The sequence below is a fragment of the Anaerocolumna sp. AGMB13025 genome (genome assembly GCF_029689925.1).
In the GTDB taxonomy this organism is placed as follows: Bacteria; Bacillota; Clostridia; order Lachnospirales; family Lachnospiraceae; genus Anaerocolumna.
Map to the genome: position 1 here is coordinate 5114433 of NZ_CP121445.1, position 18770 is coordinate 5133202.

General features: G+C 33.4%; 16 protein-coding genes. 4 read left to right on the forward strand and 12 right to left on the reverse strand.

Translation table 11 applies throughout. The features are described from left to right. Positions 1-34: 34 nt before the first annotated feature. The 3 genes from QA584_RS21195 to QA584_RS21205 form a co-directional block, all read right to left on the reverse strand. On the reverse strand, positions 35-1195 hold the full coding sequence (locus QA584_RS21195; RefSeq protein ID WP_278271100.1) for a response regulator: 1161 nt from the start codon (positions 1193-1195) through the stop codon (positions 35-37). After that, positions 1167-2948 (reverse strand): sensor histidine kinase, encoded by a 1782-nt coding sequence (locus tag QA584_RS21200; protein ID WP_278271101.1) that lies wholly within the window; start codon positions 2946-2948, stop codon positions 1167-1169. Before QA584_RS21200 ends, QA584_RS21195 begins: the two co-directional genes overlap by 29 nt. Before the next feature lie 83 nt (positions 2949-3031). Beyond that, positions 3032-5242 carry a histidine kinase N-terminal 7TM domain-containing protein gene (locus QA584_RS21205; RefSeq protein WP_278271102.1) on the reverse strand — a complete coding sequence of 737 codons (2211 nt, stop codon included), beginning with the start codon at positions 5240-5242 and terminating at the stop codon, positions 3032-3034. Between the two features lie 235 nt (positions 5243-5477). On the opposite strand from QA584_RS21205, the gene QA584_RS21210 reads away from it, so the two are divergent. The 3 genes from QA584_RS21210 (at position 5478) to QA584_RS21220 (ending at position 7414) form a co-directional block, all read left to right on the forward strand. Next, positions 5478-6746, forward strand: a complete 1269-nt coding sequence (locus QA584_RS21210) for a Y-family DNA polymerase (protein ID WP_278271103.1) — start codon at positions 5478-5480, stop codon at positions 6744-6746. Then, positions 6743-6991, forward strand: a complete 249-nt coding sequence (locus QA584_RS21215; protein WP_278271104.1) for a hypothetical protein — start codon at positions 6743-6745, stop codon at positions 6989-6991. Before QA584_RS21210 ends, QA584_RS21215 begins: the two co-directional genes overlap by 4 nt. 195 nt (positions 6992-7186) lie before the next feature. Beyond that, positions 7187-7414 (forward strand): hypothetical protein, encoded by a 228-nt coding sequence (locus QA584_RS21220; protein ID WP_278271105.1) that lies wholly within the window; start codon positions 7187-7189, stop codon positions 7412-7414. Between the two features lie 219 nt (positions 7415-7633). On the opposite strand, the gene QA584_RS21225 is transcribed toward QA584_RS21220, so the two are convergent. Together QA584_RS21225 and QA584_RS21230 are read right to left on the reverse strand one after the other, a co-directional pair. Next, positions 7634-9217: a recombinase family protein gene (locus tag QA584_RS21225; RefSeq protein ID WP_278271106.1), complete on the reverse strand. Its 1584-nt coding sequence runs from the start codon at positions 9215-9217 to the stop codon at positions 7634-7636. Positions 9218-9239: 22 nt separating this feature from the next. Next, positions 9240-9389, reverse strand: a complete 150-nt coding sequence (locus QA584_RS21230; protein WP_278271107.1) for a hypothetical protein — start codon at positions 9387-9389, stop codon at positions 9240-9242. A gap of 616 nt (positions 9390-10005) precedes the next feature. Between QA584_RS21230 and QA584_RS21235 the strand changes: the two genes are divergently transcribed. Next, positions 10006-10722 carry an SDR family NAD(P)-dependent oxidoreductase gene (locus tag QA584_RS21235; RefSeq protein WP_278271108.1) on the forward strand — a complete coding sequence of 239 codons (717 nt, stop codon included), beginning with the start codon at positions 10006-10008 and terminating at the stop codon, positions 10720-10722. Between the two features lie 141 nt (positions 10723-10863). On the opposite strand, the gene QA584_RS21240 is transcribed toward QA584_RS21235, so the two are convergent. From QA584_RS21240 to QA584_RS21270, 7 genes are all read right to left on the reverse strand, one after another. Then, on the reverse strand, positions 10864-12459 hold the full coding sequence (locus QA584_RS21240; RefSeq protein ID WP_278271109.1) for a spermidine synthase: 1596 nt from the start codon (positions 12457-12459) through the stop codon (positions 10864-10866). Positions 12460-12531: 72 nt separating this feature from the next. Beyond that, positions 12532-15012, reverse strand: a complete 2481-nt coding sequence (locus QA584_RS21245; RefSeq protein WP_278271110.1) for an ABC transporter permease — start codon at positions 15010-15012, stop codon at positions 12532-12534. A 16-nt stretch (positions 15013-15028) separates the two neighbouring features. Beyond that, positions 15029-15664 (reverse strand): ABC transporter ATP-binding protein, encoded by a 636-nt coding sequence (locus QA584_RS21250; protein WP_278271111.1) that lies wholly within the window; start codon positions 15662-15664, stop codon positions 15029-15031. 177 nt (positions 15665-15841) lie between these two features. Beyond that, the gene (locus tag QA584_RS21255; RefSeq protein ID WP_278271112.1) at positions 15842-16573 is read right to left on the reverse strand and encodes a hypothetical protein; all 732 of its coding nucleotides are present in this window, start codon (positions 16571-16573) and stop codon (positions 15842-15844) included. A 53-nt stretch (positions 16574-16626) separates the two neighbouring features. Further along, positions 16627-17067, reverse strand: coding sequence for a hypothetical protein (locus QA584_RS21260; protein ID WP_278271113.1), 441 nt, complete (start codon positions 17065-17067; stop codon positions 16627-16629). Between the two features lie 21 nt (positions 17068-17088). Continuing rightward, a complete protein-coding gene (locus tag QA584_RS21265) occupies positions 17089-18471 on the reverse strand; it encodes a radical SAM/SPASM domain-containing protein (protein ID WP_278271114.1) in 1383 nt (460 codons plus the stop codon). Between the two features lie 139 nt (positions 18472-18610). Further along, entirely contained in the window at positions 18611-18745 is a 135-nt protein-coding gene (locus QA584_RS21270; RefSeq protein WP_278271115.1) for a hypothetical protein, read from the reverse strand. Positions 18746-18770 lie beyond the last annotated feature (25 nt).

The window sequence follows — 18770 nt, forward strand, 5'->3', positions numbered from 1 at the left end:
AGCCTCTTTCGTTCGGTAAGAACCCCCTTTTTTCTTACTTAAATGATTTGATTAGTATATGATAGAGCTTCACAGCTACATTGCCCGGAGGAAGTCCCAGTTCCTTCTTAAGTATGTCCGTATAGCGTTCAAACTGCCGTTCTAATCGGTTTCTGTCTCTTTGAAGAGAATATATTCTCATCAGCAGACAATTAATTTCTTCATCAATTTCGTTAAAGTTTATTAGTTTCTTAGTAATATGTAATGCCAGGGTTAATTGGGAATTATCGATTAAATAATTAACCAGTTTTTTGGAGAAAGAAAAATATAATTCCGTTATCCTCTCTTTCTCCGGTAACGACCAGCTGTAATCCTTTTCACCGAATAATTCTCCCGTGTACAGCCTTTCAATATGTACGGCTTCCTCCTGACTGGCTTCTTCCAGCCTGCCAAACTTTAAGATCCGGCTTTCAAAATCAATCATATCTACATAAATATCAGTCATATCAATCTTATAGCTTTCATCCGCTGAGATAATTACCGTTTTCATCCCATGAGGTTCCAGTGCTTTTCTTAACTTATAAACTGTTGTATTAAGGTAAGTTTCCGCATTCTGCGGTGCCATCCCGGCGAAAACCTCCTCGATAATCCTCCATTTTGAAACCAGTCTTCCTCTGTGCAAAATTAAATATGCCATCAGTTCTGAGCTTTTCGATGATGTGAATTGTACCGAGGCAGTGCTATTAATTTTCACTTCCATTCCGCCCAAACAATGAAGTATCAACTTATATGGTGGCTTTTCACGTTTTTGCGGTTGTAAGAATATTAAATTTTCTTTCGCTTTTTGTATGGATTTTTCCAGTTTCTCCTGAGTTATCGGTTTTACCAGGTAATCAAAAGCATACATTCCGTATGCTTCCAGGGCATATTCTTTATATGCCGTAAGAAAGAATATGGCAATTTCATTATATTCCGCAGTCACCCTTCTGACCAAATCGAGACCATTTTCTTCGGGCATATTAATATCCACAAATGCCATATCCACTTTATTTTTTTTAATATATTGATATGCTTCACCCGGACTTTGAAAACTGCCGGTCAACTCGATATCCGGAATTTTGGAGAGCATTTTTTTCATAATCAACAACATTGATTTCTCGTCATCAACAAGAATTACTTTCATTTTATCACCTTGTAATATTTTTTTTGAACCCAAATCTTTCACCTGCTGCAGGAATAGCTATAAAAAAATTACTTCCTTCACCAAATGTACTGTCAACCCATATATCCCCATAATTTCGCTTAATTATCTGGCTGCATAGCAATAATCCTAACCCTATTCCCACTTCTCCTTCCGTACCAATGGACGGGCTGGCGTCCACATCCTGAAAAAGCAGTTGTACTTTTTCCGATTCCATTCCTATACCCGTATCTTTAATTGAAATAATAATGAAATCCTCTTCTTTCTCAGCGGTAATGCTGATACTGCCATTCCGGTCCGTAAATTTCACCGCATTGGAAAGTAAATTTCTTAATACAATATCAAGCATCCCCCGGTCGGCATATACCATCAAATCATCTTCTATGGTAAGATGAATACCAATATTTTTATTCTCCGCCTTTTCACGTATGGTTTTAACCGCTTCTTGTGCCAGTTTGGAAAGCTTCCATTCCATAGGGGAATATATGATACCGGTCTGCTTGTTTTGAAAATATTCCAACATATTGTCTACTCTTAAAAAAATGTTATTCACGTATTTTTGGATTTCACTGATCAACTGATTATTATTACCGTTACTATCCTGACTTTTTAGTATATCCGAAAGATTTAAAAGCATGTCTAAAGGCTCTTTGATATCTTTGGCTACAACATTGATCAGCCTGTCCTTTAATGTATTAAGCGCAGTTAGCTGGGCCGAAGCCTGGGTTAAATTCTCTATATTTCTTTCAAAGTCAGTGATATCCGTTATTACCAGTATTTTTCCGAGCAATAATTTCTTATTATATATAAAGGTAAGCTCTAATTTGTAACTTTTTAGTACCTCCTTTCTTTGTAATCGGAATTTTGTTTCAACCATTTGGCTTTGCTGCAAAGTTTCGCTAATAACCGGATAATTTTTAAACAGATTAAGGCTGTCCCCCTCCTCTTTTATACCCGTCTTCAATTCCGGTATTATAGTAACTGCCGATTCATTATAATTAATTATTTGATTATTGAAATCCATAACAATAACACCTTCTGACATTGACTTAAATATTTTTTCGAAAGCGATCGGCGATATTTTAAGGAAGTTTAACCTGTAGATTGCAAGGTGAAACAATATGCCGGTGAAAAGAAATCCAAAAGGAGTTAAATCCAGGACAGCTTTTGAACTGTGTAACAGAGTAAATAGATTCAGGAGCCATGGAATAAAGGCTCCCAGAACCAGAATTATAATCTGTTTTCGGTATAAACTGCTTTCTTTTAAATATTTAACGATAAGCAAAATAATGCTTCCTATAACCGATAGATAGGAATATGCGATATGTACCCAGTACCAGGGACCTTTCTTTAAATATACCATCGGGAAATAACCGCTGTAATCTATTGATATGCTTTTATAAAAGAGCTGATGCCAGTCATTGGTGTACTGTAACAGTAACGTAAGTACCGGTATAACAAACAGAATACTATATAACCATTTTCCTGTAAAACGGTATCCTGTATACTCCAAGGTCATAAGCAGCCACAACGGTGGTATAAATGGAATTCCTATATATTCTACCATAAGGCAGACTTTTATTCCTTCCAGGTCAGAGAGAGTCACTTCATGGGCATAACCGAAGGTATAAACAGAAGCGGCAAGCATAACCAGTGATAGTTTTAGAGCAATTGGTATTTTTCTGCGTTTCCAGGAAATATATGCAGTAAAGAGCATAACAAATACGGAAACAAACAAAGCCATACTTAAATAGTAATTATTAAGCATAAATATGTACCCTCGATTGTAAATCCTTCTTTATAGGATCAAACGTGTTTAAACACCGGCTTTACCGAATCCTATAAATGAATTTACTTTACAATTTTATTCGTTGTCAACAAAGATATGTAAAAAGTGCTCCCCTTACCCGGCTTACTTTCTGCCCAGATTTCCCCTCCTTCTTTCATGATGAATTCCTTGCAGATTAAAAGCCCTAATCCAATTCCCTTTTCTCCTGCCGTTCCTAAGGTTGAACTTGCATGCCCCTCTTGAAAAAGATTCTGAACTTTTTCCTCTTCCATACCAATACCAGTATCCTTTACTGAAATCACCGTCTTTTTCTCAGTTTCATACGCCTCAACCAAAATACTGCCACCCTGATTTGTAAATTTTATTGCATTGGAAAGAAGGTTTCGCAGAACTAATTCAAGCATCTCTTTATCAGCATATACCTTAATTTTCTTGTCAAACCTATAGCTGATATCAATGGACTTTACTCCGGCACTGATTAGGTAGAGTCCCATGGTCTCTTTTACAATATCGGACAGATTCCATACAGAAGGTTTAAACACGAGACCATCCCGCTGGCCATTCAGCCATTCTAACAAATTCTCGATGATACTATAGGTATAATTAACCTGCTTTTTAACTTCTGATAATATTTCCATGAAGTCCTTGTTATACAATTCATTATCCTGTTCCAGCAGGTCAATCAGACTTACCATGGTAGCCATCGGATTTCTTATATCATGAGTAAAAACCGTAAATAATTTGTCCTTTAACGCATTCAGTTCCTTTAGATGCTCCGCTGCGGAAACTAACTGCTGATTCTTTATATTATCCGTGATATCCAGAATAAAGTAAACTCCATGAGTTAGATTTCCGCATTTGTCATATATGGGAGTACCGTTAAATACCATATGGGTAACCTGATCACCATTTTTCATAAGAAAGTGGAAATTCACTACCTTTTCCCCTCGAAGTACCCTTAGAACCGGCAGATCCTCTACTTCTATCTCCGTACCATCCTGGTAAAAATATAATCCATTATTACAGATATTAATAATCTTCTCTTCAAGTTTGCAGACATTATTTGAAAAAATATCCTTGTCTGCATTACTATAGTAAATAAAGTTGGCATCTTTATCGGATACCGCCAGATATGCCATACCGGACACAGTATTAATAATTGCCTCCATTTGTATTTTCTGATGGTTAACCTCTCCGGTAAGATCCTTAAGCCTTTCTTGGCTTACTTCTGTCTTAATCAAAAGTTTTTCTTCCCTGATCTTCCTCTCTGTTATATCAATCAATATAGATACGGTTCCTATTTTCTTATAGCCACTTTTATACAGGGGATAGACTTTTACATAATAGTGCTTTTTCTTACCCCATTTTAGGGTATCGATTTCAAACTCATCTTCCTGCATATTTTTACAGGATAAGCTCCATCTTGGCCAGTTAATCAGTACATCCTCCAGTTTTCTCCCCAAAAGGTCAACAGATTTCCCGAAAGTATCTGAAATAAATCGGTCTACCGCACTGTTTTTGTCAATGACAATACCGGAATTATTAATGGTAATAAAACCTTCCCCCACTGAATCAATAACCTGTTTCCTTGTAACCGGCACAGCAGAAAATAACTGGTGTTTAAAAATACTTCTAAATAGTAGGATACCCGTAACCGTAAAAGCAATTGATATTAACGGCAGATTAATATCATAGCCTGGCTTTATTATTTTCATGAGGGAGGTAAAAAAAGGAATTAATATACCGGCAGCCATAGTGATGGTCTGTTTCTTATATAATTCATTCATTTCTTTATAAAAAGATAACAGTAAAACTATGGCAGATAGAAAAATAGTAAGTTCCAGCAGTTTAACTAAGAAAGCAAAAGGAGTACTAATAACTACTAATTGACCTTTTATAAAATAGATATCCCCCCTCATCAGAGGATTATACCGATCCGTCCATTTTAATACGATACCTGTGACAGGGGGAATACAGATTAATACAATATTAATCGGTCTTAAAATAGTTTCCTTTCCTACAAAGACAATAACCTGAATTAATAGTGTAGGAATCATTAATAAAAAAACTGTCTGACTGATATTCAGCCAGAAAAGCTTAAAATGATTTTCCTTTTCTATCAACTCCATAAAAGAGCTTGAGGCAAAAACAGTAATCTGTGACATAAGCATAGCAAATATAACCGTGTTTTTAGAATGTTTCATTTTGAATGCATATATTGTAAGCAGTAAGCTGATAAAAGCGGATATTGCGGTTAATATTTGGAATATCATATTATTTTAATCACCCTAATATTTAATTGTCATTTTTAATATAAAAACTTGACCTATAATCAAATTTTATCACAAAACATACAATATAAGCAATATAGTAAGGCGAATTTACTAAACGCTCAGTAACATGGAGAAGTATCAATTTTTTTGTTATATTTTGTATTAATTTTTACAATAATTACATGTTTACATCAGAACATTTGTTTGTTATAATTTTCTCAATGGAGGTAAACGTATGTTCGGTAAAATTATATTTCATGTTGATGTTAACTCGGCATTCTTAAGTTGGGAAGCTACTTACCGTATTAACGTACTTGGGGAGAAAGAAGATTTACGGTTGATACCTTCCGCTGTCGGCGGAGACGTTGAAAAAAGACACGGTATCATTCTGGCTAAATCCCAACCGGCTAAAAAATATAATATACAGACAGGGGAAAGTATAAGAGAAGCCTTAAATAAGTGTCCTGATTTGAAACTTGTTCAGCCTCACTATGATTTGTATGACAGATCTTCAAAAGCTTTTATTGAAATCTTAAAAGAATACTCCTCCTGTGTGGAGCAGTATTCCGTGGATGAGGCTTATTGTGATATGACGGGAACCGAGTATTTATTCGGCTCCCCTGTAGTTGCTGCTACCACCATTAAGGACCGTATTTACAGGGAACTCGGCTTTACCGTAAACATTGGAATCTCTTCCAATAAGTTACTTGCCAAGATGGCCGGAGATTTTAAGAAACCGAACCTTGTACACACATTATTTCCTGATGAGATAGAAAAAATGTGGCGTTTACCGGTAAGTGAACTATTTTATGTGGGCCGTGCAACTACTAAGACTCTGCTGAAACTGGGAATTCAAACCATTGGGGAATTGGCAAAAGCAGACGTTGGTATGTTACGTGCACACATGAAATCTCATGGAGAATTAATTTGGTGTTTTGCCAATGGTATCGACGTATCTGCCGTTGAACCTCAGCCACCGGCGAATAAGGGCTATGGAAATTCAACCACCATAAGTTTCGACGTAGATGATCCCAGTGTTGCTAAATTAGTCCTTTTGTCCTTGTGCGAAACCGTCTGTGCGAGACTTAGAAAAGATAATGTAATCGCTTCTGTCGTTTCCGTAAGCATTGTAGATTTTGAATTTCATTGGGAGTCTCACCAGATAAAGCTTTTTACAGCAACCAATCTTACGAATGAAGTCCATAAGGCGGCCTGCCGGCTTTTTGATGAACTGTGGGATGGAACTCCCATCCGTAAATTAGGCGTACACACCAGTATGGTTAGGGAAAATGATCATGTCCGGCAATTGGATCTATTTTCCTTTGATGAGTACGAAAAGTTTGAAAAACTTGATAACGCTATTGATGCCATTCGGTTCCGATATGGCGAACACGCTGTAATGCGGGCAACTTATCTGGGTGGCATCCGTAAGATAGATCACATGAGCGGAGGAATCAGCAAAGAAAAGCTTAAACCCGAAGGAGAAGAGGTGTATTATGAATGAATACCGGAATTGATGTTGTGGCAGCCTTTAATCCTATGGGCGATATAAAACCGGTTTATGCCAGGCTGGAATGTGAAAACCACCTACTTCAGACTTACAAACTGGAAGTAAATAGCACCAAACAGGAAAAGTATTCGGGGCTGACGGCTTTTCTTTTTGTCTGTTCCATAGAACGCAATTGTAAGGCAGAACAGATAAGACTTAGATATTATTGTGATTCACATAAGTGGGTTTTGGTAAGCTAAAGGCTCAATCAAGAGGAATTGCGGATTTCTAAAAAACGCTTTGGTAAAGAGTATCATTATTATTGACCCTGTGGGACATCCTATTTGTATCAGCTTTTTTGGGTTAAGGATAACGTTCCCCACGGTACGATTATTGTAATAGATAGGTCTTAAATTCAATATATTTATAATAACTAATAATTCTAAGGTGAAGCTATGGAAGACCAAAAACAACAGGATAAGTTTAAATTCTTTATTAAAACAGGAATTGTTGTTTTATCTTTCCTCGTTCTGATTGCCCTTGGCATTCGATATATACCGTCTGCACTATCCGTTACCAATTCGGCAAGTACAAGGCAGCTGCCGATTTATTGTGTAGATGAGAAAGAAAATAAAGTCGCACTTAGTTTTGACGCGGCTTGGGGGAATGCTAGATTGCGCTAGTTATAATAATTATATGATTTAGGTGTAAGTTATGGGCAAGGTCAGGTTCTGAGGTCCTTGCCCATGCTTGTATTATATCTCTGTCTGAGGTGGAGTCAAGTACTCTTCTTGGGAAATCTTATTATTCTTAGTAGGTTTAACCTTATACTATTCTTGGTAAGTCTTAACTTACCTATTCTTGGTGGACTTACCTTTCCATTGATTGTCCTCATTCATAATTTAATTATCTAATAGAAAGGGACTCTTAAACTTAAAAGTTATTTCAAGCTGCTTATCCTCAAATATATTAATTTCATCCACTAAAGCAATCAAGACTTCCCTTGTAATCTCTTCGATATCAATATAGTTAATAAAGTGAAGAAACCACCTTTCATGCTGGGTAGGCTTATATTCCTTTCTTGCCTGCTTATCCTTAAGTTTGCTCTCTGCCTCACGGTATCTTTGCTGCTCCTTCTCCATCTCTTTCTGAAACGAAAGATAATCTTTTTCACTTATGGTCCCTTTGGCCAGCATACGAAGCATATTTACCTTTTCCTGCTGTAGGTCAGCCAGTTCTTTCTCAATTTCAGAAAGCTTCGCAGCCTCATCATATTTAGGTTTATGATACGATATTTTTTTTAACACATCAATATCCTTTTGCTTTAAGGCCAGTTTGGCTTCTTCTTTTATGGCACTCAGCACAATATCATTTAAGATATCTTCTCTTATTGAATGACTGGAACAAGCTTCTTTTCCATATTGCTTATAGGAACCGCATTTATAATAAGTCATATTCCCAGCCTTTGTCTTCATAACAGTTTTGGCAAGTCTCCTACCGCAATCACCGCACTTTAAAAGACCGGCATACATGGTTACATTTTGATTTAAGCCAATATTTCTGTTTTTTGAAGTTAAAAGCTTTTGTACTGTTTTAAAGGTATCAAGCTCAATAATCGGCTCATGGGTGTTATGAACTATGATATGCTTTTCCTGGGGAACTGATCTGTTCTGCTTTAAATTATAGGATATCTTTTCCTGCTTATGCTGCACCATATGACCAATATACACTTCATTGTTTAGTATCCGGTGAATCGTCGAATAGGTCCAGTAGGTTGTACTGTCCAGTTTTTTACTGTTGCGGTACTTATGATTCTTTTTCCATTTATATTCAGTGGGACATAGAATCCCTTCCTGATTAAGGAGTCTGGCTATTTTCATCTTTCCAAAGCCTTGTGAAAACATCTGGTAGATTCGTCTTACTATTTCGGCTGCTTCCTCATCCGGAACAAGTCTGTTATTATTATTCTCATCCTTTTGATAACCATAGGGGGCAAAGGCTCCAATAAATTCACCATTTCTGCGTTTTGAATTTAGGGCAGCCTTTATCTTAACCGAAATATCCTGAGAATAAAAGTCATTAAACAGAATACGAAAAGGTACCACAATATCATTTTGTTCTTCACTGAAAGTATCAATATTATCATCAATTGCTATGTATCGTATTTTCCGGATAATGAAATCCTTTTTAATTAGTCTGGAAGTCTCCACCTGATCTCTTCCCAGACGAGAAAGATCTTTCGTAATAATTGTATTAATTTTACCGATATCCACATCCCGCATCATTCTCTTAAAAGAATCCCTGTCATAATTCATACCGGTATAGCCATCATCTATATAAGTTTCTACAAGAACCAGTTCTTTGTGCTTTTCTAAGTACTGCTTTAGTATGGACAGCTGGTTATCTATGCTTTCTGACTGCCTGTTATCCCCATCTTCATTGGATAACCGCAGATAACCGCCGACCTTAAATATCTGGTCCTTCATATGTAAAAACCCCTTCCTGCCTTTAAAATATTTCTTTATTCATTGTTGAATTAATCGCATCCTTCATACAATCTACTAAACTTCTGTCCTTATCACTATGTTTAATAAAAATACGGTAGCCATGCAGACTGTTACCTTCTTGTCTGAGTCTTATCTTTTCAGCCTGTTCCATTCTTACTCCTTTCCAGATTATTACTACATCTTTGGGCTTATTCTATTGTATGTGACAAATTGTTGTATCATTACCGCCCTAATGTAATAAAAGCTGAACACCCAGAGAGTATTCAGCTTTTATTCGAAGTTCAAAAGGTATCATGAATAAGTGTAACGAATGTTTTTATTAACACCAATGAGGAAATAATGTATTATTAAATAGCATAATAAAAAAGTCTTTGGAAAACTAGATAAACTATGCTATTATAAAGGAAAAGAGCAAAGATTGAAAGTCCATAGATACTGGCTAAAGGGACGCTCGCTTTGTTCAATTCGGTCAAATGGAAATAGTGTAGATGAAGGGGCAAGTTCACTGGATAGCAAAACTGCTTTTTCGTTTACCCTATCATCGATTCTAACCTAAAGAATTTGTCGATTAGATAGATCCGCGGTTTTTTATATTGTATGGATTAAGATTGCACAGACTTAAATAGAACTTAAATAGTTATATACACTAAGGGATTAAGGTTGAAAGAAAATAAAAGAGTAGAAAGGATGCCACATTATGATTCTTTCAATCAGTTATATTTGTGGCAGTATCTCAAGTAAACTTGCGATATGCAATGGGTGTAAATATGAAAAAAGCAATTATTATTGGTTCAAGCAGTGGTATTGGTATGCAACTTGCGCAAGTTATGTCTAAGGATGGTTTTGTTCTTGGGCTTACTGGCAGGCGTATAGAATTACTTGATAGCCTTAAAGATCAATTGCCCACTCAAGCCTATACCAAACATATGGATATCACAAATACGAATGCATCTATTGATTGTCTGAATAGTTTGATTGATGAAATGGGGGGTGTTGACTTAATTATCGTTAGTGCGGGCACTGGATATGTTAACAAAAATCTGGAATGGAAGTTAGAACAAGAAACAATCAATACCAATGTCTTAGGTGTAACAGCGATTATTGATACTTCAATAAGATATTTTTTGAATAAAAAATCGGGACATTTGGCGGCTATATCTTCTGTAGCATCGTTACGTGGTAGTGCCGAATGCCCTTCATACAATGCATCTAAAGCATATTTATCTAATTATCTAGAGGGTATTCGATGTAAAATAAAAAAACAAAATCTGGATATTGCAATTACAGATATTAAGCCAGGTCTTGTAGATACAGCAATGGCTAAGGGTGATGGTCTATTCTGGATTATGCCTTTAGAAAAAGTAGCTGCTCAAATTTACACAGCACTTAAGAAAAGAAAAGATCAAGTTTATGTAACAAAAAGATGGGCCTTTCTGGGGTTTATTCTCAAGAACCTTCCAAGGGCTTTATATTACAAAATATAATGTCTAATAAGTATACTGCAAAGTTGACAAATACAATTGAACAAAATCGCTGCACGATAGCTGTCCTTGGCTATTGTGCAGCGATTCTTTTATCTCTAAATTTTAAAGGAAATGGAACGGATCCAGGTTCGTTCGATATAATCATTTGCCGCTTTGACCAAATGTAATATTAATTTTAAAATTAATAGCAGTATCCAACTCATCTTTTAATATGCCTGCTAAAGCTTTTTGCTGAATTATCTCTAAATTGTTTTTATCATCTGTTACAACTATTTCATCTTTATCTATTTTAACTATACTCTTTTTAATTTTTTCACCTATATCTTTTATATTATCATCCTCAACATTTGCTATATTATTAAAAAAGTTTTCTTTTAGTTCACTTCTATCACTTCCAACAACGATTACATTACTATCACCTTCCGATTTATAGCAATATACAGAATTCATTGTACTTTTTAAAGTTTGACCCAGACTCTCAACTAAAACCGAATCACATCTGTTTCCTAATGCAACATTCATTGCCACTACCCCATTATCTTTCAAATTCTCCTTACATAATTTAAAAAATTCCTGTGTTGTAAAGTTTAATGGTAAAGAAATATCTTGATAAACATCTATAATAATAATATCATACTTTTCATTTTGTCTTTTACTATTTTTGTAAAGATAGTTTCTCCCATCTTCAACTAAAACTGACACGTCTTTTTTGTTATAATCGAAGTAATCCTCAGCCAAATCCATTACCTTTTGATCAATTTCAACACCTGTAATCTTTAAATTTGAGAAGTAATTGTCCATAAGTTTGTATAAAGTCCCTGTGCCATATCCAATCATCAAAACTTTGATTTCATCCTGTTTACTATAATCAGCCAAAAACAGTGGAACTGGAAGTAAATAGTCATAGTAATATCCTGTTTTATTTTTACCATCATTTATATAAATCGATTGTGTACCAATCAGATTATTTGTATATAAACCTAATTCGTTATTTTTCTCTTTCACACATAAATAATTATATTGTGATTCAGCCTCACAAATTGGTTTTCCTTCTAAATTTAAACTTGTACTTGTTAGGGCAACAGCTACGACAATAATTAATCCCAATTTAACGATTGTACTAGTCACTCTATGCTTAAATAATATATTAGAACTGATTCCCAGTACAATAAGGATAATCCCCCAAAAGATAAAGGTTCTTTTTACACCAAGCAACGGAATTAAAACAAATGAGGGCAAAAGTGTACCAATGATACTACCTATTGTTGTAAATAAACTAATTTTTCCAATTACACTGCCAGTTTTAGTTAAATCATTAATACAATACTTTGCTAAAAACGGTGAAACCATACCTAAAAGTAATAAAGGAAATAAAAACATAATTAAACTTGATAAAAATGCTCCTATAAGCAAAACATTTATCGGAGAAATCACATTGGATATGAATAAAGTAAATATTATTACTACATTAGATATAAGCGGTATGAGCAATACCCACACGCCGCATATGATCAGATTTTTATACAAAGGTATTACCGTTTCACTCTTATCAGCCTTCTTTCCTCCCAAATAATATCCGATACTTGTTCCTACCATAATTAAACAAATGATAATCGACCATATTAGATTCGTAGTCCCAAAATAAGGGGACAACAATCTTGATGCACTTAATTCTACACCCATAATGCACATACCACTAATAAAAGCCGTGGCATAATAAAATTTATTATTCTTCATATAACCTATACCTCCCCATTAATCTTTATACTCCATAGTAATTTATTTCAGATAAATATGTTATTTTTCTAGTCAATATTCCCTCAATAATTCATTCATATTTTTAAATTTTATTTTTGGCAGAACTAATATCATCGAAACTAAGGATATCCCAATTGCTATGATTAATAACATAGTGAATTTTACAAGTGTTCTGGTATACGTCAAATCCAAAAATACTTTTAAAAACATCTTAGTTGATAATGTACACACACTATATGCAATTATACTTGCTATAACTCCAATTATTATTGCTTCTACCATCATCATAAAAATAACAGTTTTATTCTTAGCACCATAAACACGGTACAAATACCATTCTTTTTTTCTACCAAGCAAATCAATTAGTAAAATATTCGTCATAAATAAAATAAATGAGATAATAGAAATAAACGATATACCAGCAAACAAACTCATCTGTTCTCTCACAGTTTTGTATAGGGATGGCGCCATATCTAACATATTAACTATAAAACAATCACCTATTTTATTATAAAATGTATTTATTACCTCATCCAGATCTTTTTCATCAACATTCATGTAATACGTTACTGATGACCACATAATATCATTAGACAATGAATCTAAAGGCATTTTTATTTCGGAAGTGTTTACTAATTGTTTTTCAAAAATCCCTATTATCTTATATGAGCTTTTTACTGCACCCATACGAAGTTCGATAGTATCACCACAATCCAAAGATAATGCGTCTGCAAACTCATTATTAATTACTATCGTTTTTACATCTTCTGTTGAAAATAGTCTTCCTTTTAATATTTTTGCATTTATATTGCTGGTTTCAACTCCTTCAAAAGTCAAATTATTTAGCTTTTCTCTATTTTTATAATCATCGTCTTCTAAATAATCTTCTATTGATACGCCATTGATAGAATCAATAGTGCCATTAATACGTAATGTTTTTGCTGTTCCTGTAATACTTTTAGTATTTTGTATCATATTATTAATGGATTCTTCGTTAGTCTTTGGACTCGTCAACAAAAGATTATATCCCAACTCACTTTTAATTAACTCTTCTACACCAGGCAAGATACTTCCCGAAATATTTTGTGTCAGACCAATTGAAACCAGACCAATCGTAAGAGTAACAATAATTAAGCATAACTTTTTACTTTGTTTATTCATTCTTATAATAATTAACTTAATAATCGAGTTATTTATTACTGGTACGTTTAATAAAAAATTAATTATTTTTAATAATGTTTTTATAAAAACATACACACAAAAAGCAAATATAAAGATTCCTGCCATATACGCTATCATCATTAAATTATTATAATAAATAGTACCCGCTGCGGTAATTCCACTTAGAATGATAAGAATAGGTTTGGCCAATTTCATTCTCTTCTTAGCCGATAGTTCTTCCTGTCGTAAAATCATTATGGGGCTTAATTCCGAATATAGATAATTGGGAATGATAGAAAAGATACAACTGATACCTATCGAAATAAGTAACACCAGTAAAAAATCAAGTAAATATTTTGAATAAAATACAAAATCATAACTATAAAAAAACAACTTATTTATAATAAACGTAATTCCTATTCCCATTGGCACTGCACAAATAAAAGCAACAATACCTATTATACAGGAATCTAACAGCACCATCTGATGCAATTGTCTCTTCTTCATTCCTAAAACTCTCAGCATGCATAATTCCTGCTGTCGTCGATTCATATTAAGAATTGATAAGCAGGCAATACCAACACCACCCATGATGGCTGCAAACAAACCAATTATACTCACACTTTTCGTAATAGTTCTCACTTCTTGCTCCATCTGAGCAAAATTCTCATCAGCAGTTTTTATTTCATCCGGATTATATATCTTTCCAAGTTCTTTCAAAACGTGTTCAAAAGAATCTTGTTTAACTTTAATATAGATCTTATTGACTGGTAAATCACCATCCCCAAAGAAATCATTTATATATTTACTATCAATAAAACCATATCCAAATAAATTCATATCCCAACCAGTCTCACCGTCCAACTCTACAACATCATTCACATAAAATGGATATTCTTCACCTTTACGTGAATTAAATAATAATATTTTCTCTCCCCTTTTAGTACCTAATTGACTTGCCAGATTTTTGCTCAATACTATGCTGTTTGAGTTTTCTTCTTTACTAACATTAATTTTCTTCCCATAATACGGATATTTTTCTAAATTTACAAAGCGAAGAATAATGTTTGCTGATTTATGACCATATTTTACACTTTCCTTTTGCCATACTGAAACTGTATAATCTACTTCATCCAAATCATCTAATAATTTAAATGTAGCATCTTGATTTTTGCTATTATTTACAGGGGTTACACAAATATCTCCACCATTCAATTCTTTAGAACGTTGATGTAACCCCATAATATTGTTTGCAGTAGATAATTGTATCGCCAATATAATCGATAACCCCAATGCTATTGATAAAATATTTAATATTGTCTGGAATTTATTTTGTTTATACTTACTAAATACATACTTAAACAAAAACATTCTTATACCTCATACCTTATTCTTTCTTATTTATAATCTTCCCATCTTCAATACATATAGTTCTGTCAGCTTGAGTGGCCAAACTGTAATCATGTGTAACCATCACAATCGTCATATTCTTTTTTTCTCTGCCTTCCTTTAGTAACTTTATAATCATTTCTCCATTAACCTTGTCTAATGCTCCTGTCGGTTCATCAGCAAATACAACTGACGGAGAATTGACCAAAGCCCTTGCAATTGCCACTCTCTGCTGTTCTCCTCCTGATAATTGTCTTGGAAATAGTTTCTCTTTACCTTCTAACCCCACCATTCTTAATAATTCTTTTGCCTTTTCATTACCGCTTAACTTATTATTTGAAAAATATAACGGAACTTTAACATTTTCTATGATATTAATGTCGGGCAACAAGTTGAAGGCTTGAAATATTATGCCTATATTCTTATTTCTAAATTGCGTTAACTGATCATCATCTAAGTCTTTTATATCCTTCCCCAGAACGTTTACATTTCCCTCATATTCGGAATCAACACCTGCTAAAATTCCTAATAATGTACTCTTGCCACTGCCACTGGCACCCATTATAGCTACAAACTCGTCTTGAAATATCTCTAAATCAACTGACTTTAATATTTCTGTGTTTGTATTTTCCACTATGACTCTCTTGCAGATTTTATCCGATCTTAAAACTAAATTCATATTATTATTTTACGGAATAATTCCCGTTACCCCCTATCTTCCAAATCGTTAAAATTCATAAAAGTTAGTGTCTTACTGTTAATCAGGAATATTAGTACTTGCATAATTCATTTATAACCTTGCATTATGTAATTATTCTTTAGTAACTTTTAATTTACCTTTTATCAATGACCTTCCTAAAGAGCTAAGGAACATTACTAAATATATGTACGGCAAAATTGTCATTAATAACTTATTAAAAGTCCTATATATCTCTGATATATTGCTATCTGTAAATGCTCTTATAAAATCATTAATCATAGATACTATTCCCAGATTACCTTCCAGTAGATTAATGGTCAAATATACAATCATACTTAAAGCAGCAAAAGTAAATACCAAATATATGCTCATATAAGCATTTAATATTATTCGTCTTCCTTTTGTTAAATTTATTTTATTGTCAATAACAATATCTCTCTTAAATATAATTTTCTTAAAGGCATACTTTATTGAATCAAAAGCCCTTTTATTTATATTCACAATTCCAAGCCAATCACTTAAAATCCAATATCCATCTAAACGTAAAAATGGATTCAAATTTATAATTGCTAATATAATTACAGAAAGCATTGCTACTCTCAATTCACTGTTTTTAAAAAATAAACCTAATACAGCAAGTACATTTACAGTTAGTATCTGGAAATATATTCCTGAAAGATCTGTTATTACTCTTTTTTTCCTATTTAACACCCATGCTTTTGATAGATCTGTATAAAATACTGGTTTAAACAAATATAATCCAATACCTAAATCTCCTACCTCACAACCATAATAGCTTGCTGCACTTGCATGACCTAACTCATGTAAAACACTTGAAATCAAAAGAATAACTACAACAGTAATTGTATTATTATTCCAGATGTCACTGAATACTTTTAAGTAATTTCCGGAGAATATATATATAAATTGAAATAAAATAAAAAAAAAACCTGGGCGACCATAATTCTAGCATTGCATAGATTTCCAAACAACTTTAAAACAGGTTCAATCCTTTTTCCTTTTACAATTGGCATATGGAACCATAACCGTGACTCTGCATTCAATGCTTCGTCAGTTCCTTCAATCATATTATTTTTCATCAAAAAAGTTTTAATAAAATCATTGATTTCATCAATAGTAATAATAATATTTTCTTTATTTAAAGAAGCTATTATTTCATTATTATTTTGCTGCCCATCAAATTTTTGAATAATCGTTTCAGCCATTTCACTTACTTTATATTGTTCATCATTGTCAAATCGTAAAATATAGTATTTTCCCATCTCATTAACATCAAAATCATACCTTACATAATTCTTTACTTTAATATAATCCATCTTTCTCCCTTCTTTATAATATCAACCAAACTTCTCTAAAATGTAAGGTGCTAATCCTTTTAAATACTCACTGATAACCTCATGTGCATTATTACAAACAGGATCATTGATATCTCCATTCGTTCCAAGCGCAGCATATGCACATCCACCACCGCAGAATGGAGCTATATTGCAGTCTATACACTTAGGAATCGTTAATATACTTCTTCCTGACCAAAGATTAAGCAACTTTTCATCAAAGACTATTTCTTCATTAAAATCACCTATCGCATACCTTTCTTCACCTACAGCCTCAGGACAAGCATATATTTTCCCACTTGGCTCAAAAACATAAAATTGCATTCTATTAGCTTCACAATAAGTAAATTTACTAAAACTTCCTTCACTTTTTATTATTCCTAAAACTTTGGCAATATGCTCCAAAATCCGAAACATAGCTAACTGAGTAAAGCTGTTTTCTGTATCGTATTGAGGATATACCTCTATTATTTTACGCACTATGTCACTTTCTTCCATTATTTCATCAGGTTTTTGATCTGTATGATCCGTCACAGGTGCTATATCACAATGGAAATTTTCGTGTTCTCTCCATCTCTTTTCATCAATAAAAGCCACAAATTCTTCTAAATAATCTATATTTTCATTATCGATATTCACTCGAATATTTACTTTAGGTAACCCCACTTCTAACAGCATATCAATCCCCTGACAAATCAAGTCAAAAGTTCCGGTACCATCTTTTTTAAATCTGCGTTTATCATGTATTGCTTTAGTTCCGTCTATTGTTATTTGCATTGACATAATCTGGTCTTTATATTCTTTCATTAAATCCTTATAATCAAGCAAATGAGTTCCGTTCGTAATGATATTCAGCAGCATTTTTTCTTCTTTAACAAATTGAAAAATTTTCTTATTTACTTCCATTGTCATAGGTAACAAAGGTTCTCCGCCAAATAATTCAACAATATTTAATTTTGCATCTGAATTATTCCGCAAATTTCGAATTATCGAAAAAATATTCTTAATTTGTCTATCTGACATAACTTTCGCATTACTTCTGGTTTCCTGGCTTTCAAAGCAATACTTGCAATTCAAATTACAAAATGTCGTTGGACAAATGACAAACATTAATGCTGATTTTTCAATAATAGTTTTCCGAAAGGCTCTCTGTCTCTCTAGCTCTTCCATTTCTTTAGCTCTGCTAGGAAAAATGTATCCTCGATCTTTAAGTGAATCAAATAATTCTATATCATCTTCATTCACCTTATTATCGTTAATCATATTTTTAATCTTTTCTTTGCACTCTACATCAATTAAATCGATTGCTCCAGAAAGTGCATTAATCAATAAATAATTTGAATTATCCAGCTCATACATTGATACATACTTTGTTAATACTCCCATATTTATCCTTTCTGTTAATATAACCCTTCATTAAACAACTCGCTATGATCTTATTGATTAGGAAAAAACTACAACCTTAGTGAAAATTAATTTACTAAACCATTAAAAAACAATTACTACTAATTTGAGTTATATATTGTTAAATTTTAAAGCAACAGTCTATGCAAATTTTGTAGCAGCAATCAATACATACATGTATGTATTCTTCTCTTTTTTCTAATTTTTCTACACTAAGCTCTGTCCATAATTCTTTTTTTTCATTAATAGGTTTCATTGATTCACCCCCTCATTATTCTTAT

Coding starts and splice junctions, on each gene's coding strand:
- QA584_RS21265 (WP_278271114.1), bottom strand. CDS start 18,471: ATGGGAGTATTAACAAAGTATGTATCAATGTATGAGCTGGATAATTCA.
- QA584_RS21245 (WP_278271110.1), bottom strand. CDS start 15,012: ATGTTTTTGTTTAAGTATGTATTTAGTAAGTATAAACAAAATAAATTC.
- QA584_RS21205 (WP_278271102.1), bottom strand. CDS start 5,242: ATGATATTCCAAATATTAACCGCAATATCCGCTTTTATCAGCTTACTG.
- QA584_RS21210 (WP_278271103.1), top strand. CDS start 5,478: ATGTTCGGTAAAATTATATTTCATGTTGATGTTAACTCGGCATTCTTA.
- QA584_RS21225 (WP_278271106.1), bottom strand. CDS start 9,217: ATGAAGGACCAGATATTTAAGGTCGGCGGTTATCTGCGGTTATCCAAT.
- QA584_RS21240 (WP_278271109.1), bottom strand. CDS start 12,459: ATGAAGAATAATAAATTTTATTATGCCACGGCTTTTATTAGTGGTATG.
- QA584_RS21200 (WP_278271101.1), bottom strand. CDS start 2,948: ATGCTTAATAATTACTATTTAAGTATGGCTTTGTTTGTTTCCGTATTT.
- QA584_RS21215 (WP_278271104.1), top strand. CDS start 6,743: ATGAATACCGGAATTGATGTTGTGGCAGCCTTTAATCCTATGGGCGAT.
- QA584_RS21270 (WP_278271115.1), bottom strand. CDS start 18,745: ATGAAACCTATTAATGAAAAAAAAGAATTATGGACAGAGCTTAGTGTA.
- QA584_RS21220 (WP_278271105.1), top strand. CDS start 7,187: ATGGAAGACCAAAAACAACAGGATAAGTTTAAATTCTTTATTAAAACA.
- QA584_RS21230 (WP_278271107.1), bottom strand. CDS start 9,389: ATGGAACAGGCTGAAAAGATAAGACTCAGACAAGAAGGTAACAGTCTG.
- QA584_RS21260 (WP_278271113.1), bottom strand. CDS start 17,067: ATGGATTATATTAAAGTAAAGAATTATGTAAGGTATGATTTTGATGTT.
- QA584_RS21235 (WP_278271108.1), top strand. CDS start 10,006: ATGAAAAAAGCAATTATTATTGGTTCAAGCAGTGGTATTGGTATGCAA.